The organism is Candidatus Flexifilum breve, assembly GCF_016713355.1.
The window spans coordinates 196,302-212,062 of sequence record NZ_JADJPI010000011.1 but is presented as its reverse complement, the minus strand read 5'-3'; the positions used below and the strand labels follow the sequence as shown (position 1 = coordinate 212,062).

Annotated in this window: 12 protein-coding genes; 7 read left to right on the top strand and 5 right to left on the bottom strand. The window is 63.7% G+C overall.

What is annotated here, in order from left to right; translation table 11 throughout:
• Positions 1-88 precede the first annotated feature (88 nt).
• The 3 genes from IPK17_RS12695 to IPK17_RS12685 form a co-directional block, all read right to left on the bottom strand.
• Positions 89-928: an alpha/beta hydrolase family protein gene (locus IPK17_RS12695; RefSeq protein ID WP_343418059.1), complete on the bottom strand. Its 840-nt coding sequence runs from the start codon at positions 926-928 to the stop codon at positions 89-91.
• 244 nt (positions 929-1,172) lie between these two features.
• Entirely contained in the window at positions 1,173-1,940 is a 768-nt protein-coding gene (locus IPK17_RS12690) for a class I SAM-dependent methyltransferase (protein ID WP_343418058.1), read from the bottom strand.
• A gap of 3 nt (positions 1,941-1,943) precedes the next feature.
• Positions 1,944-2,711, bottom strand: coding sequence for an enoyl-CoA hydratase/isomerase family protein (locus IPK17_RS12685; RefSeq protein WP_343418057.1), 768 nt, complete (start codon positions 2,709-2,711; stop codon positions 1,944-1,946).
• Positions 2,712-2,991: 280 nt separating this feature from the next.
• Between IPK17_RS12685 and IPK17_RS12680 the strand changes: the two genes are divergently transcribed.
• The 7 genes from IPK17_RS12680 to IPK17_RS12650 all read left to right on the top strand — a co-directional run bounded on the left by IPK17_RS12680 (position 2,992) and on the right by IPK17_RS12650 (position 13,658).
• Positions 2,992-4,332: a hypothetical protein gene (locus tag IPK17_RS12680; protein WP_343418056.1), complete on the top strand. Its 1,341-nt coding sequence runs from the start codon at positions 2,992-2,994 to the stop codon at positions 4,330-4,332.
• A gap of 16 nt (positions 4,333-4,348) precedes the next feature.
• On the top strand, positions 4,349-7,228 hold the full coding sequence (locus tag IPK17_RS12675; RefSeq protein WP_343418055.1) for a glycoside hydrolase family 18 protein: 2,880 nt from the start codon (positions 4,349-4,351) through the stop codon (positions 7,226-7,228).
• A gap of 170 nt (positions 7,229-7,398) precedes the next feature.
• Positions 7,399-8,841 carry a hypothetical protein gene (locus tag IPK17_RS12670; protein ID WP_343418054.1) on the top strand — a complete coding sequence of 481 codons (1,443 nt, stop codon included), beginning with the start codon at positions 7,399-7,401 and terminating at the stop codon, positions 8,839-8,841.
• Positions 8,842-8,995: 154 nt separating this feature from the next.
• Positions 8,996-10,168 carry a hypothetical protein gene (locus IPK17_RS12665; RefSeq protein ID WP_343418053.1) on the top strand — a complete coding sequence of 391 codons (1,173 nt, stop codon included), beginning with the start codon at positions 8,996-8,998 and terminating at the stop codon, positions 10,166-10,168.
• Entirely contained in the window at positions 10,143-10,631 is a 489-nt protein-coding gene (locus IPK17_RS12660; protein ID WP_343418052.1) for a CopD family protein, read from the top strand. Before IPK17_RS12665 ends, IPK17_RS12660 begins: the two co-directional genes overlap by 26 nt.
• Positions 10,632-10,644: 13 nt before the next feature.
• Positions 10,645-12,660 carry an ArnT family glycosyltransferase gene (locus IPK17_RS12655; RefSeq protein WP_343418051.1) on the top strand — a complete coding sequence of 672 codons (2,016 nt, stop codon included), beginning with the start codon at positions 10,645-10,647 and terminating at the stop codon, positions 12,658-12,660.
• An 8-nt stretch (positions 12,661-12,668) separates the two neighbouring features.
• Complete coding sequence (locus tag IPK17_RS12650; protein ID WP_343418050.1) at positions 12,669-13,658, top strand: ribonuclease Z; 990 nt, start codon at positions 12,669-12,671, stop codon at positions 13,656-13,658.
• Positions 13,659-13,793: 135 nt separating this feature from the next.
• Here IPK17_RS12650 and IPK17_RS12645 read toward each other — a convergent pair whose 3' ends face one another.
• Both IPK17_RS12645 and IPK17_RS12640 read right to left on the bottom strand, forming a co-directional pair.
• Positions 13,794-14,525 carry an alpha/beta hydrolase family protein gene (locus IPK17_RS12645; protein WP_343418261.1) on the bottom strand — a complete coding sequence of 244 codons (732 nt, stop codon included), beginning with the start codon at positions 14,523-14,525 and terminating at the stop codon, positions 13,794-13,796.
• Positions 14,526-15,623: a hypothetical protein gene (locus tag IPK17_RS12640; protein ID WP_343418049.1), complete on the bottom strand. Its 1,098-nt coding sequence runs from the start codon at positions 15,621-15,623 to the stop codon at positions 14,526-14,528.
• Between the last annotated feature and the right edge of the window lie 138 nt (positions 15,624-15,761).

The following is a 15,761-nucleotide window of genomic DNA, read 5'->3' as shown; positions in this document are numbered from 1 at the left end:
ATGCCTTGTCCCTACAAAAACCTCGCTCATTGCGATAACTGTGCGCTTTTTCGGCACGCTTTGAATCGCGTACCTACGAACCACCCCTTTACGGAAACTGTGCCTGTACCCAATCGATGAGCGCGTCGCCGAGTGCGGGCTGCGCCTGCAAAAGCGCCGCCCCGCGCGCCGCCGACTCGATTTGCTGGAACTGGACTGTGCCGCGCGCCGCTGCGTTGAGGTTTTGGGCTACGCTGAAGGCGGCATCGCCCGTGCCCGCCGCGATGAACAGCGGACGTGGGTTGTAACGCAGAATCGCGCTGCTCGTGAGCGTCTGGTCGAGCGGGCTGAGCACGGCCAGCGCGTCGCATAGGTCATCGGTCGCGCATCCGGCCAAGCCTTCATCCGCGCCGCTGTCCGCGCCGATCACTGCCAAGCGCCCCGGATCAACCAATTGGCTCAAGGCATTCAGCATCGCGGCGAAATCGCCCGTCGCGAGGTTGCTTTGTCCCGCGCCGCGGCTGTTGATCGCCAGCACGGTGAAACCCTGCGCCTGCAAGCGCAGCGGCAGGTCGAGCCACGCGCTGCGCTCGGGTGCCAGCATGAGGATACCCGGTGGGCGTTCCAGCACCGCCGCCGAATACAGGTCGCCTTCGAGCACCGTCCCATCCGGCGCGGTCACGGTGATCGGTTGGCGGCTTTCGCCGGGGGCGATAGTACCTTCGGGGAGCGGCGGCAGTTCGGAGTCACGGGGGAGCGCCGCGGCAGTCGGGTCATTGACGCCTGCGTTGAGCAGGGCAGTCGGTTCGCGTTCCGGCGCGAAGGGCCGCACGACCGGGCTGGACGCCAGCGTAGGCGCGGAGAGTGTGCGCGTGGGTTCCAGCGTCGGCGTGAGATTGTCGCAGGCGGCTAACAGCAGCGCCGCGATCAGCATGAGTTTACGTAGCATATATCCTGCTTCCGTTCAGTCGGATGTCCCCCCCCCCCGGCCGGCCGGGCGGGGGGGGTGGGGGGGGGGGGGGGGGGGGGGGGGGGCCGCGGGGCGGGGGGCCCCCCCCCCCCCCCCCCCCCCCCCCCCCCCCCCCCCCCCGGGGGGGGGGGGGGGGGGGGGGGGGGGCGGGCCGCCCGGGCGCGCTCTGCGCGCCATGAGCGCTAGCCCAACACTTCCATAACCGCCGCTATTGTACAGGACTCTATTCGTTCCGTGCGACGACGATCATGCGCGGCGCGCCGTCCACGAACGGACTGCTGTCGAAATCGCCGTAGACTTCGTCCAGCGTCAAACCCGCCGCGGTCAGCAGGAGCCGCATCTCTGACAGGAAGAAGTAGCGGACGATAGTCGGCGCGACCGTGCGATAGAGCAGGTTATCGCTCGAAATCTCGTCGTAAATCCATGTGACGTACATCAACTGCTCGACGCGATCCAACCGGCTGACCGATTGCTGCATGATCAGGTTGCCCGTCTCTTCGTCGGTGAAGGTGCGTTCCAGCGTCAGCGCTTCGCTGTCTGCCCCGGCGAAAGCTTCGCCCGCGTTCGGCAGGTCGATGACGAGCATGCCGCCCGGCGCGAGCCAGCCCTGAATGCGCTTGAGCAGACCGAGATGCGCTTCCTGCGAGTGGAAATGCATGAAGGTGTTGTAGGGGATGACCACCAGCTTGTACTGCGTATCGAGCTGGACTTTGAGCGCGTCGCCCTGATGAAAAGTCACACGTCCGGCGAGGTGCGGCGAACCTTCCAGCTTTTGCTGCGCCTTTTCGAGCATCTGCGCGTCAATTTCGACGCCGTGCACCGTATACCCCTCGTCGGCGAGGAAGAGCGCCACGCGCCCCGTGCCGCTGCCAATGATCAGGATCGGGTCGCCGCTGTCCGCCGCCAATTCGCTGTACAACGATAAATCTTCCGTCTTATCCGCGTGTTCCGAGTCGTACAGATAAGAGATCGTCGAGTAAAAGCCAGCCATCAGTTATGTCCGTTTGTTCAGAAATGCTTGAAGGGTGCGCACCTGTGTTTCACCTTCCCACAGGGGCGGAAAAAGTGATCGCTCCGTCATGAGCGCCGTTTCATAGGGCTGATTCAGCCCCGCTTGCAGGAGGGTTTTCAGGGCGCGGACGGCGTCGGCATCCTGCGCGGCGATCTCGCCCGCCAGTTCCAGCGCCGCACTGAGCGCTTGCCCCGCCGGAGCGACGCGGTTCGCCAGCCCCGCGGCGAGCAGTTCCGGCGCTTTGAGCGCCTGCCCACGCACCAGCCACTCCAGTGCCCGCGGATAGCCGACGAGCCGCAGCAACCGCTGCCCGCCGCCCCAGCCGGGGACAACGCCGCGCTTGATCTGCACGAAGCCAAAGCGCGCGGTTTCATCCACCACGCGCAGATCGCACGCCAGCGCGATCTCGCTGCCGCCGCCAAGCGCGTAACCGTTGACCGCGGCGATCACCGGGATGGGCAAACGTTCCAGCGCGCGCAGCGCATCGCCCATGATCGTGATCATCTCCAGCGCGTCGGTCGCGGTGGGGCGCGTGCTCATATCGACCAGATCCGCACCGCTGCAAAAGGCAGCGGTGCCTGCGCCTGTCAGAATTAACGCACGCAGGTCGGCTTTTGTCGCACAGGCGCTGATCTGCGCGGCAAAGGCCTGCATCGTCGCCACATCGAGCGCGTTGTGCGCTTGTGGACGGTTAAACGTGATAACATGGACGCCGGGCAGCGGCTGGTCAAGCAGAAGTGTGTCAGTCATGGTCTTTCAGGTTTCCCTCACTCCCGATCAGCGTGTGGAAGCTGTCCGCTCGGCACAAGTTTGCAGTAGAAGGAGGTTTGTTTGGGCTAATCGCTAAAGGCTAAACGCTCAATGCTGCCTGCTCATTAGTCTAACGATTTCCCTACGCTGTGTGAAGTGATTTGCGTAAATAATCGCTATTTTGCTACAATGCCGCCGATTCGCTTATGGCGACCTGTGTTCGGAGGGAGACGCTCACGCCTAAATTTAGCTGTGGGGTTGACCATAGTTGAGAGATAATATGCAGCCTCTAAAGACTGTCCGTATTGGTTTGTTACTCGTTCTTCTCCTCCTGTCTGTCACCGTCTACGCTCAAGATCAAGGTTTTGACACTGTCACGACGACGAATGTGTCGCTGCGCAGCGGCCCCGGCACGGAATGGCGCCGCATCACCACCCTGCCGACTGGCACCGCCGTGCGGCTTGATGGTCAGGCCTTCAGTGGGGCGTGGGTGCGCGGCATCGCGTCCACGGGCGATATCGGCTGGATGCTCTCCGCCAACCTTAACATGACGGCGGACGCCGCCGCCGCGCTGCGTCCAGTGCTGCTCGAAGATCCGTTTACGCTCCCGGCACCCGCCGCGGCGAACCCGCCCGCGGAAGTTCCGCCCGCCGCCGCGCCGACCGAAGTCCCGGGCGCGGTCGCGCCGCCCGCCAACCTGCCGCCGACCAATGTGCGCGGCTTCAACCTCGGCGGGCACGTCGACGGCATGGGCGCGAACGCCATCAACCAGATGCACCGCGCGGGCATGACGTGGGTTAAGCGCCAGCTCCGCGACTTCCAAGACCCTGCGCCGTGGATCGCGCAGGCGCATGCCAACGGCTTCCGCATTCTGTTCGGGATGCTCGGCCCGGCGAGTCAGGTGACGAACCCCGGTTACATCGACCAGTACATCGACTGGGTTGCCCAAGCAGCTGCGCTCGGCGCGGATGCCATCGAAGTGTGGAACGAGCCGAACATTCAAGCCGAATGGCAGATCGGCGCGATCAGCGCGCAGAGCTACACGGATCTGCTGCGCCGCGCCTACAATGCCATCAAAGCCGCCAACCCCAACACGATGGTGATCAGCGCCGCGCCCGCGCCGACCGGCTTCTTTGGCGGGTGCAGCCTCGACGGGTGCGACGACAACCGCTACATCGAAGGGATGCGGGCGGCGGGCGCGCTCAACTACATGGACTGCATCGGCATCCACTATAACGAAGGTGTTGTCGCGCCCGATGCGACCAGCGGCGACCCCCGCGGCAACAGCACGTACTACACCCGCTATTTCTGGGGCATGATCAACACCTACGTGGCGGTGTTTGGCCGCTCACGTCCGCTGTGCTTCACCGAATTCGGCTACCTGACCTCGGAAGGTCTGCCGCCGCTCCCCGGCTCGTTTGGCTGGGCGAACCATGTCACGCTGGCGAATCAGGCGGCATGGCTGGATCAAGCCGTGGCACTGGCGGCGAACAGCGGGTTGGTGCGCATGCTCATCATCTGGAATGTGGACTTCACCAACTACAGCCCGGACCCGATGGCGGGTTGGGCGATAGTGCGTCCGGACGGGTCTTGCCCGGCCTGTGACGCTCTCGGCAGTTAAGTGAAAGGACGACGCATTGGACGTTCAACCGATGCTCAATGAGGAAATGCCAGTCAATCCCGCTCCGCGCCGGGGCGGCTTCGGCTGCTGGATCACGGGCTGCGCGACGGTGCTCGTCGCGGGCGCGTTGATCGCGGCTGGCCTGCTGCTGCCCCCGTTCAATCTGGCGGATCGACTGCGCGGCACGAATTACGCCATGTTGAGCGCGGAAGCCAACGCGGTTGCCGAAGGCGAACTAACCCTCGCCGTCTATGGTGAGGATTTCGGCCAGAACTTCGGCGTGGATGTGCAAAGCGTTCCCATGACCAGCTTTTTGGCGGGCGATACGACGGCGGGCGCGTGGATTCCCGACGCGCTGGCCGCCGCGCCGCCGACACTGGCCATTCAAAGCAGCGTTTACAGCATCAAGACGACCGGGGCCGCGCCCGACGAAGTCACGTTGAGTCTGACCATCCCCTCGGGTGTCGACACCGATGTGCTGGACTTGTACACGTGGGACACTAACAGCAATACGTGGCGCTTCATTCCCGCGCAGGAGATCGGTGGGGCACTCGTGACCACGGTCGCCACGGTGCCGGAACATGTGGCGCTGTTTCAGGCCGCCCCGCCCGATCAGCCGCGTGTGCTGCTCAGCTATGACGTGACGCAGGTGCTCTCCAGCGACAGCGCGCAGTTGGCGACGTTTGTCGCGCCGGCAGGTTTGCAGCCCGCGCTGGATGGCAAGCTCGTCGGCGCATTGGGCGCCGGTTTTGACCTGAACGCGGGCTATCTGGTCACGCCCGCTGTCCGCAACTATGTCGATCCGCTGGCGACCGACCCGCAGACGGTCAGCGCCATCCTCGCGAACAACACGCTGCGCGCCGAACATGCGCTGCAAGTGGCGGCGTTTGCGGGTGCGGGCTACGACGGCGTGCTGATCGATTACCGCGATTTGCCCGCGGACATGCGCGCCAACTTCAGCCAGTTCGTCACCGATCTCGGCGCGCGCCTCGATCAGGTTGGTCTGCTGCTGATTGTGAGCGTCCCGGCGGCGGAGAACGTCGGCGGGGAATGGGAAACGGGCGCGTACGATTGGCGCGCTATCGGCAGTGCGGCGGATTTCGTGCAGATCAACCTGCCGAGCGATCCGCGCGCTTTCGAAACCGGGTCAGATCGCTTGGTGGAAGCTATGCTCCGCTGGGGGGTCGGTGAAGTCAGCCGCGACAAAATGCTGATCGGTCTGTCGGCGCTCTCTCAGCGCGAGACGAATGGCACGTTCGCGCCGATTGGCTTCGGCGAGGCGCTCTCCGCCCTCGGCGACGTGGCGGTCGAAGCGCAGACCAGCGAAACCGGGACAATTGACCCCGGCGCGCTGATCATGGCGCGGTTGGATGGCTACAATGTCGCGGCGGGCACGGAAGCGAGCATCGCCGGGACGTTCATCGAATACATGGATGAGAGCGGCAATCCGGTCGCGCGCATGTGGCTGACGACGCCGGAAGCCCTACGCTATCGCATGGATAAAACTGTGCCCTTCGCGCTCGGTGGCGTCGCCTTCGCCGATTTGCTCGGCGGTGGCGTAGCGGGCGGCGTGGCCCAGACGATTCTCGACTACAAGCTCGGCCTGCCGGATATGCCGGGCGCGAGTGAACTGGCGCTGCGTTGGACGATTCAAGGCGCGGACGGCACGGTGCTCGACACGGTGCAGACAGGTTTGAACGACGAACTCGTCGCCACCATCGCCGCGCCCGATGGCAACTACGCGATCAACGTCGAAGTCGTCGGCGGTGACTCCAGCAATGCGGCGCGCGGTGGCGCAGCTGTCGCGGTCTTCGCGCCCACGCTCACGCCGACGCCGCTGCCGACGTCGACGCCCACGCCGACCCCCGCGCCGACGGTCGCGCCGATTGTGCAGCCGGTCGCCCCGGTGGCGCAGCCGGGCGGCGGTGGTCAAGGGGCGGTTGCGCCGGGCGCGGGCAGCATCGTCGTCGGCAACTTTGAGTATGGCGGTCACGTCACCGGGACGGGCACAGGCGCGAGCGGTGCCATGCAGCGCGCGGGCATGACGTGGATGAAAGTGCAGCTCCGCTACAGCCCCGGCACCGATCCGGGCGTGGCCTCGCAGTACATCAGCGAGGCGCACGGGCGCGGCTTCAAGATTCTGCTCGGCGTGGTCGGCTACCCGGCGGATCTCGCGGCGGGCGGTTCCGGCTACATGCAGCAGTTTGCGTCGTTCCTCGGCGGCGTCGCCTCGCAGGGACCGGACGCCATCGAAGTGTGGAACGAGCCGAACATCGACCGCGAATGGCCGGAAGGGCAGATCAGCGGCGCGACCTATACTGAAATGCTGCGTCTCGCCTATCAGGCGATCAAGGGTGCGAACGGCGGCGTGATGGTCATCAGTGCCGCTCCCGCGCCCACCGGGGCGGAAGCGGCGTATCCGGGGCGTGTGGTCAATGATGATCGCTTCGTCCGCGATATGGTGGCGGCGGGCGCGGCCAACTACATGGACTGCCTCGGCGCGCACTACAACGAAGGCATCGTCCCGCCCTCAGCGCGCAACGGCGACCCGCGCGATGGCTACTACACGCGCTATTTCTTCGGCATGCTCGACACGTATTGGAACGCCATTGGCGGCGCGCGCCCGATCTGCTTCACCGAGTTGGGCTACCTGACGCCGGAAGGCTACCCGCCGCTCGATCCGTATTTCGGCTGGGCGTCGAATGTGACGGTGGCGCAGCAGGCCGCATGGCTGGCGGAAGCGGCGGCCTTGGCTTCGCAGAGCGGCAAAGTCCGCCTGATGATCATCTGGAATGTCGATTTCAGCAATTACGGCGCGGACCCGATGGCCGGGTACGCGATGATTCGTCCCGGTGGCGGGTGTCCCGCGTGTGATGCGATGGCGGCGGCGCGGTGAGTCGGGCACGGTGATGGCTTTCGTGGAGGGGCAAGGCGCGCCTTGCCCCTACCAACATGCGTACGCCTAGATACAACGCGGGCGTTGTCCGTTTTCTTGCGGGTGAGGTTAAAAGCTAACGGCTCATTGCTCATAGCTAACAGCTATCAGCTTGACGAAGGAGACAACGAATGGCAGCAATGACACGAGCGGCGTTTCGCCGACAGGTGCGGAATTTCGTCCTGATCTGGATCGGGCTGACGGTGGTGATCGGTGCGGTGACGTTCATTGCCGTGTACATGACTTACCCGTCGATCAACCCCGGCGGCGGCGATCTGCGCAGCAGCGCGGCGCTGCCCACGGAAGCGGCGACTGAGGTCGCGCAGGTGGCGGCGACCGCGACGGCGACCGTGCAATCCCAGCCGACGCCGACCGATTACGTTTTGCCGACGGTCACGCCCCGTGGTGGCGCGACCGCTCAGCCTGAAGCGGGCGCGCAGGCGGCGAGTCCCGCCGCGCCGGAGCCAACCAGTCTCCCGGCGACGCCGCTCCCGGTCGATGTGCAGCGCTTCCAGATGGGCGTGCAGGTGCAGGTGAGCTACGACAATATGGCCGGCTGGATGGACGTGGCGGCGAATCAGCTCAGCATGGATTGGGTCAAGATGCAGGTGCGCTGGGAAGACATTGAAGCGGAAAAAGACGTGTATGACTGGTTCTACCTCGACACGTACCTCCCCGCCGCGCAGGCGCAGGGCGTCAAAGTGCTGATCTCGGTCGTGACTGCGCCCGCGTGGGCACGCGAACCGGGCGCGAATCTCGATGCGCACGGCCCGCCCGCCGACCCCAACGAATACGCGCAGTTCGTGGCCGACATCCTCGAACGCTACCCGAATATGGTGCATGCCGTCGAGGTGTGGAACGAGATGAATCTCGACCGCGAATGGACCTCGACCCGCGGTTTGAGCGCGGCCAACTACGTTGAACTGCTGCGCGTCACGGCGCAGGCCATCAAAGCGGTTGATCCCGGCGTGATCGTCGTCAGCGGCGCGCTCTCGCCGACCGGCCTGAGCGACGGTGTGCGCGCGTGGGACGACTTTGTCTACATGGATCAACTGATTGCGGCGGGGCTGCTCAACTACGCGGACTGCGTCGGCGCGCACCACAACGGCTACAACCTCAGCCCGCAGTACACATGGGATGCCGCGCCCAACGACCCGAGCGCGACCTTCCGCGGCCCGTTTGATAACCCGCACCACAGTTGGAGCTTCCGCTCCACGCTGCAGACCTACGCCGATAAAATCGCGCTGGCGGGCGGCGATCAGCGCTTGTGCGTGACGGAATTCGGCTGGCCGTCCGCAGAAGGGCTGGATGGCGTGCCGGAAGGCTTCGGCTTCGCCAACGATAACTCGCTCGAAGAACAGCGCGACTTCACCCTTCAGGCCATTGAGTTTATGGAGCAGTCCGACTTCGTCCAGTTGGCCTTCCTGTGGAATCTCAACTACGGGGCGCAAGCGGGTTGGGCGAGCGATAACGACAACGTGCCGTATTCGATCATCGGGCCGAACTTCGTGTTCCGCCCCGTGTTCGACGCCGTGCGCGACTGGAATCGCGAATACGAAGCGCAGTTTCAATAAGGACACTATGCATTCATCGATGCCAGTAGGGGCGCAGCGTGCTGCGCCCCTGTCATTTCTACGCAAGAAAACTAACCTCCCCCCCCAACCCCCTCTCCTAAAGGAGAGGGCGAGTCAGAGTCGTCCCCTCTCCTTTAGGAGAGGGGAAACAGGGGTGAGGTTTCTACTTCTCCTCGCCGCGTGTCTGCTGCTGCTCACCGTGCCGCTGTCGTCGACCGACGCCTTCATGGGCTTCGCCGTGACCGACCCGCCGTTCGCCTCGCTGACCTACAGCATTCAGGCATTTCTGTGGTGGGATCACGGCTTTGCGGGGCGCGACATGGACTGGGTTCAGTTGATGGCCTTCAGCCACGTCAAGCAGACCTTCGCGTGGGAGGATATCGAACTCGCGCCGAACGAATTCCACTTTGACCGCGCCGATCAACTGGTGGGTGAGCTGGAAGCCAAGCGTTTGCGCATCGTCGCCCGCCTGAGCGACGCACCCGATTGGACTCACCCCGGCCTGACGGGTGATTTTGTCGATGCGCCGCCGGACGATAGCGCCCTGTTCGGGCGCTACTGTGGCACCTTGGCCGCGCGCTTTCGCGGACGCATCGACGCGTATCAAATCTGGAACGAGCCGAATCTTGCGCGGGAGTGGGGCAATCAGACGCCCAATGCCGCGGGTTACGTCGCGCTACTCAGAGCGTGTAGTATCGCCATTCGCCTCGCCGATCCCGACGCGATTCTGATTTCGGCGGGACTCGCGCCGACGGGCAACTACGACGCCAACGCGCACCCCGACGATGTCTATCTGCAAGCCATGTACGACGCGGGCTTTCAGCAGTACGTCGACGTGGTCGGCATGCACGCCCCCGGTTTCTCCGCGCCGGAAACCGATCCCGCCGCGGGCGCGGGCGGGCACCGCTTTTTCACCTTCCGCCGCATCGAAGACCTGCGCCGCCTGATGGTCGCCAATGGTGACGCCGCGCGGCAGGTCGCCATCCTCGAAACGGGCTGGACGACCGATCAGCAGAATCCTGATTACCAGTGGTTCGCCGTCGATGAGCCGACGCAGGCGCGCAATCTGGTCGCCGCCTACCAATATGCCGCCGAACATTGGCGTCCGTGGGTTGGCCTGATGAGCACGATCTATATCGCCGCGCCGGACTGGACGGAAAACGACGAAGAATGGTGGTGGGCGATCACCACGCCAACCGGGTATACTCGACCGTCATATATCGATTTGGCGAATATGGCGAAGTACTGCGGTGACCGCGTTTTACCCGCGCGCGATCCCAGCAGCCCGGAGGCTCTTGGTCTTGTCCCCGTCTATCCTTGCAGTTAGTTATTTCTTTCATCTGATCGCCACGGTCGTGTGGTTGGGTGGGCTGGCCGTGTATGTGCTGCTCATCTTCCCGGAAGGCGCGCTCCTGCCGGATGCGCTGCGGGCGCGCATCCGTAAGCGCTTTCTCCCGCTGACCAACTTCAGTCTCGTCGTGCTCATCTTCACCGGTCTGACGCAGATGGTCGGCGACCCGAACTATGACGGTGTGCTACAATTCACCAACACGTGGAGCCTCGTGATTCTCTTTAAGCACGTCGTGATCGGCGGCATGTTGATCGCGGGCGGCCTCATTCAGTGGGGCATCACGCCGACGCTCGACCGCCAGAGTTTACTGGCCCAGAAGGGCAAGCAGGACGACGCCCTGATCGCGCGTCTGCATGACCGCGAAGTGCGCCTGACATGGATCAATGTGCTGCTCGGCGCGCTTGTACTGGCTTTGACTGCGTGGGCAACCGCGCTCTAGATCGGGGGATCGTTTGTCCAACCGCTTGAGTTACGCTATCACCGTCGTCATTCTGCTGTTTGCGGCGATTCTGCGTTTGTGGGACTTAACGACGCTCCCTCCCGGCCTGAATGCGGACGAAATTCTCAACCTGCGCATCACCGAGACGGTGCGCGAAGGGCGCCTTGAACTGATTTACGATGTGGACGGCGCGGGGCGCGAAAGCGGCTACGGCACGCTGCTGGCCGCCAGCACCAGCGCGACGGGCGCGGGGCTGCTCGGCTACCGCATCTTTTCCGTGTGGATCGGCATGATCACGCTGGCGCTCGTGTACGCGCTCGGCACACGCCTATTCGGCACGCTGGCCGGCGTTGCCGCGACGGCGCTGCTCGCCGTCAACATGGCGCACACCCTGCTCACGCGCAGCATCACGCCAGACATGCTCTTACCACTGTTCGTCACCGCGGTGCTGCTGGCGCTGGCGCGCTCGCTCCCGGTGTATGGTCAGCGACCCTACCGCGAACCCAAGGCGACGCCCTTTGCCGCGCTCGGCATTCTGCTCGGCCTCGGTTTCTACATCCACCCGCTGAACTTCGTCATTGTCCTCATGAGCATGGCCTTCATCGCCTACATGCTGCTCAATGGCCGTTCGATGACGCGGCGTACGATTTCGTTTACGTGGTTCGCCGTCGTGGTGATGATCGTGTTCGCCACGCCCTATGTGATCGCCAGCCTGCAGTCGCCGGAACTGGCAGGCGCGCGCCGCGTGCTCGAAGTCTCGCCGCGCGTGCTGACCTCGTTCATCAACGGCCTGAACGGCCTGTTCATTCAGGGCGATGTGTACCCGACGCACAATTTGCCCGGCCGCCCGCTGCTCGATCTCGTCAGCGGCCTATTTTTGGTCATCGGCTTGATCGTGGCCCTGCGCTCGTGGCGGCAGTCGCGCTTCGTGCTGATTCTGCTGGCGCTGCTGTTTCTGGGGCCGCTGGCGCTCGTCGCCAGTGAAACGCCCGAATTCCCGACGCTGGCCGGGCTGCTGCCCGTCTTCGCGCTGCTGTTTGGCTTGGGCGTGAGCACGCTGTATCACAGTTTTCCCACGCGCATGGGGCGCCGGATTGGCGCGGTCGGCTTGGTTGTTCTCGTGCTCTTTAACCTGCAGTGGACGATTCGCGACCTGTTCATCAACTGGCGGGCGCTGCCGGAAATGCGTGCCGCCTATGACAGCCGCATCGGCGAGATCGCGCACTACATCGACACCACGCCTAACGACATCCCCACGGTGATTTGCACGCGGGCTGTGTTCCCGAATACCGCCGCGCTGGCCTTGGAAGCGCCGCTCAAGCTGGCGCTCATGCTCCAGCGTCCGAGCACGACTCTGCGCTACGCCGACTGTTCTGAGGCGCTCATCCTGAGTTCCGCAGGGGAAGGCGAACGCCTCATCTTCCTCGACCCGGACGGCTATACCACCTTTAACCCCTATCTGCGCGAATGGCTCGATCAGGGGACATTCGTCGAAGCGGCGGATCTGCCGCCGCAGTCTGTCATCCTGCTCGATGTGGCCGATCAACTGGCCGACCGCGTCGGCGCGTTCACCACGACCGCGCCCGTCGCCTTTGCGCCGGAAGCGCCCGGCGCGAACCGCGTCACCGCGCCGCCGATCCGCTTGGGTGGGAATGTCACGTTCCTCGGCTACGATCAGATCTGGGCGGAAGAGTATCGCCCCGGCGATCTCGTGCCGATTCTGACCTATTGGCGAATCGACGGCACGCCGCCCGCCGATCTGCGCCTATTCACGCACATCCTCGGTGATCCCGGCGCGCGTCCGGTCGCCCAGACCGACCCGCGCAGCATCCGCCCGGATCGCATGGCGGCGCGGGATGTGTGGCTGCAAGTGAGTTACATCCAGCTCCCCTTTGCGCTGCGCGCGGGGACGTATGGCATTTCTGTCGGCGCGTACGAAGACAACACCGATACGCGGTTGGCCGTGTTTGAAGGCGAGCAAGCGCGTGGTACGCGCCTATTCATCGGTCAACTGCGCGTGGTAAGGTGAGATAACGCATGTTCGAAATCGTCTTTCTCGGCACATCCGCCTCGGCCCCTTCGATTCAGCGCGGACTGACGGCGCAAGCCATCCTCGCGGGCGAACATCGCTTCCTCATCGACTGTGGGGAAGGCACGCAGCGCCAGATTCTGCGCAGCGGCATCGGCTTCAAGCGGCTGAATCACATTCTGCTCACGCACTCCCACCTCGACCATATCCTCGGTCTCGGCGGGCTGATGTCGACATTCGCCCGCTGGGAGAGCATCGAGTCGGTGAAGATTTACGGCGGCAAGCCGACGCTCGCCCGCGTGCATGCGCTGCTCTACGGCGTCGTGCTGGATTACGAGCGGCTTGACATCGAGATCAAGCTGGAAGAGTTGAAGACGGGCGAATTCTTCAACACGAAGGACTTTACTGTGAGCGCCTTCCCGGTCACGCACCGGGGCGCGGGCTGCTTCGGTTTCGTCTTTCAGGAGAAGAGCCGCCGCCCGTTCCTCGCGGAAAAAGCCGAAGCGCTCGGCATTCCTGCCGGACCGGAGCGTGGACAGTTGGTCGCGGGACACACCATCATGCTCGCCGACGGCCGCACGATCACGCCGGAGATGGTGCTCGGCGATCAGATACGCGGCATCAAGCTGGTTTACATTGGCGATGTGGGGCGCACCGATAATATTCGCGACTACGTGGCTGACGCCGATACGCTCGTCATCGAATCGACCTTCCTGCACAGCGAAGCCGAGGAAGCGTCGCACTTCGGTCACCTGACCGCGCGGCAGGCCGCCGAACTCGCCGCCGAAACGGGCGTCAAATCGCTGATTTTGAATCACGTCTCACGCCGTTACCGCGAATCGGCCATCATCGAAGAAGCGCGGCGCTATTTCCCCGAAACCTATGTCGCCCGCGATCTCGATCACTTTATCATCCGGCGCGACCAACCCCTAGAGAAGCTCGCCCCGGAAGTCGTGCGCGCCCGTGCCGCGCAAGCCGAACAGGAAGACAAAGGGTAGGTCTTTCGTGTTTAGCTATGGAACACGGGAATTCTTCGAGAAGGATCCGTCGGGACACGGCATGCCGCGTCCCGACAAATGCCCACTTATGAACACCCTCTAAATCGCGTCCCTACGAACGCTAGAGGGGCAACCCTACGTCGCGGATGGCTCGTCGAGCAAGTATTCCTCGATGTAGTCGACAATCATCCGGTACCACTTGATCGTGTTCTCGCGGCGCGTCGTACCGTGGCCTTCGTTTTCGTCGACGAAGTAGCGCACATCGCCGCCGTTCTGCTTGATGCGCTCGACCATCTGATCGCTTTCCGCCTTGACCACGCGCGGATCTTTCGCGCCCTGAATCACGAGCAGCGGCACTTTGATCTGATCAACGTAAGTGATGGGCGAGCGCGCCATGAGCATGTCGAAGTCCTCTTCGGGGTCGCCCACCCATTCTTTCATCGTGGCGCGCCAGTGCGGCGGGACCGCCTTGGCAAAGGTGACCAGATTCGCCGGGCCGACGAGGTCGACGGCCAGCGCCCAATAATCGGGCAAGCGGGTGATGGCGCTGAGCGTCGCGAAGCCACCGAAGCTGCCGCCATACACGGCGATCCGGTTGCTATCCACCCAATCCAACGAGCGCAAATAGATCGCCGCGTGTTCGATATCCTTGAGTTCGTCGCCACCCCAATCCCGGTGAATCAGCTTCTGGTAGGTGATGCCGTAGCCCGTCGAGCCGCGGATGTTAGGCGCGAGCACGCCGAAACCGCGCGACAGCAGATACTGGTAGAGGCCGTTATAGTTGTAGCGGGCGCGTTCCTGCGCTTCCGGGCCGCCGTGAATCGACAGCACAACCGGGAACTGACCTTCCCCCTGCGGGCGGTACAGCTACGTCGGGATGGTGCGCCCGTCGAAAGTGGGATAGTGCACCAGTTCCGGGACGATCATGTCCGCCGGATCGATGCCGCCGATCATGCTCTGACCGAGCGCCGTGAGCTGCCCCGTCGTCAGATCGAATTCGTAGAGGTTGGTCGCTTCGGTCGGCTGCGCGAACACCAGCGCCAGTTTGCTGCCGTCCGGCGACACGACGAAGCTGTCGACCACGCCGAGCGGCAAATCTGGCAGCGTGAGCGCCGCACCCGTCGTCAGGTCGCGCCCGTAAAACTTCGACGCGCCGTCCTCGTTGACCGCCCAGATCAGCACGCGCCCATTCTTCGAGACGACGACGTTTTCGACATCCCAATCCGGCGTTTCGACCCACGACCACGACCGATCCGCCAGCGAATAGAAGGCCAGCCCTAAGAACTCGCGCCCCTTGTTGCTGACCAGATAGAAGCCGCTGCTGTCCGGGGCCCACGCGACCGGCACCAGCATCAGTTCGCCTTCGTGTTCGGTGGCGTTGATCACTTCACCGTTGGTCAGGTCGTAAAGGATGCTGTGCTGATTCGTGTTGCTGTAGCCTTTGCCCGCCAGCAGATAACGTCCATCGGGCGACCAACCGACCGGGTAGATGCCATACTCGCCGCCGGGCGACATGACAAACGGATAGGTCTTCTCGCCCGTCTCCAGATTATGAATCACCGTTTCCATGTTCTGCGGTTCGCGCTCGTTCGCCGCATAGGCAATGATTTTGCCATCCGGCGTGAAGGCGTCGCCAATGTAATGCTGCGCCTGCATCGCGTTCGTGATCTGTTCCGGCGTGCCACCGCGCGCGCCCATCAGGTAAACCTGATGGAATTCGTCGCCATTCTGGTCGGCAGTGAATAGGATCGACTTCCCGTCAGGGTGCCAAGTCACGGCACGGACCGTGTTATCAGCGTAGGCGGTGAGCTGGTAGGGCATGCCGCCGCCGGACGGAACCGTCCACAGGTTGAACTGCCCGGTCGTATTGGCGACGTGCGCCAGGGTTTTGCCATCTGGCGAATACGCAATGGCGCCCGTGTACAGGCGGGTGGCAGCGTACTGCTCGAAACGATATTTCTTCATCCGCATTCCTTTTCATTCAAATAAACTTGAACGCTAAAGTAAAGTTTAGCGAGATTCGGAGGTGAGTCAAGTAGGCCCCGGCGTCACCGCATTTTGTTTGCGGCGGGCAGGGATTTTGGTTTTCCCGGCGCGATCACT

Bases quoted from the DNA above. Each gene is read 5' to 3' on its own strand.
- IPK17_RS12695 (WP_343418059.1), bottom strand. From the start codon at position 928: ATGCTACGTAAACTCATGCTGATCGCGGCGCTGCTGTTAGCCGCCTGC.
- IPK17_RS12690 (WP_343418058.1), bottom strand. From the start codon at position 1,940: ATGGCTGGCTTTTACTCGACGATCTCTTATCTGTACGACTCGGAACAC.
- IPK17_RS12685 (WP_343418057.1), bottom strand. From the start codon at position 2,711: ATGACTGACACACTTCTGCTTGACCAGCCGCTGCCCGGCGTCCATGTT.
- IPK17_RS12680 (WP_343418056.1), top strand. From the start codon at position 2,992: ATGCAGCCTCTAAAGACTGTCCGTATTGGTTTGTTACTCGTTCTTCTC.
- IPK17_RS12670 (WP_343418054.1), top strand. From the start codon at position 7,399: ATGGCAGCAATGACACGAGCGGCGTTTCGCCGACAGGTGCGGAATTTC.
- IPK17_RS12650 (WP_343418050.1), top strand. From the start codon at position 12,669: ATGTTCGAAATCGTCTTTCTCGGCACATCCGCCTCGGCCCCTTCGATT.
- IPK17_RS12640 (WP_343418049.1), bottom strand. From the start codon at position 15,623: ATGAAGAAATATCGTTTCGAGCAGTACGCTGCCACCCGCCTGTACACG.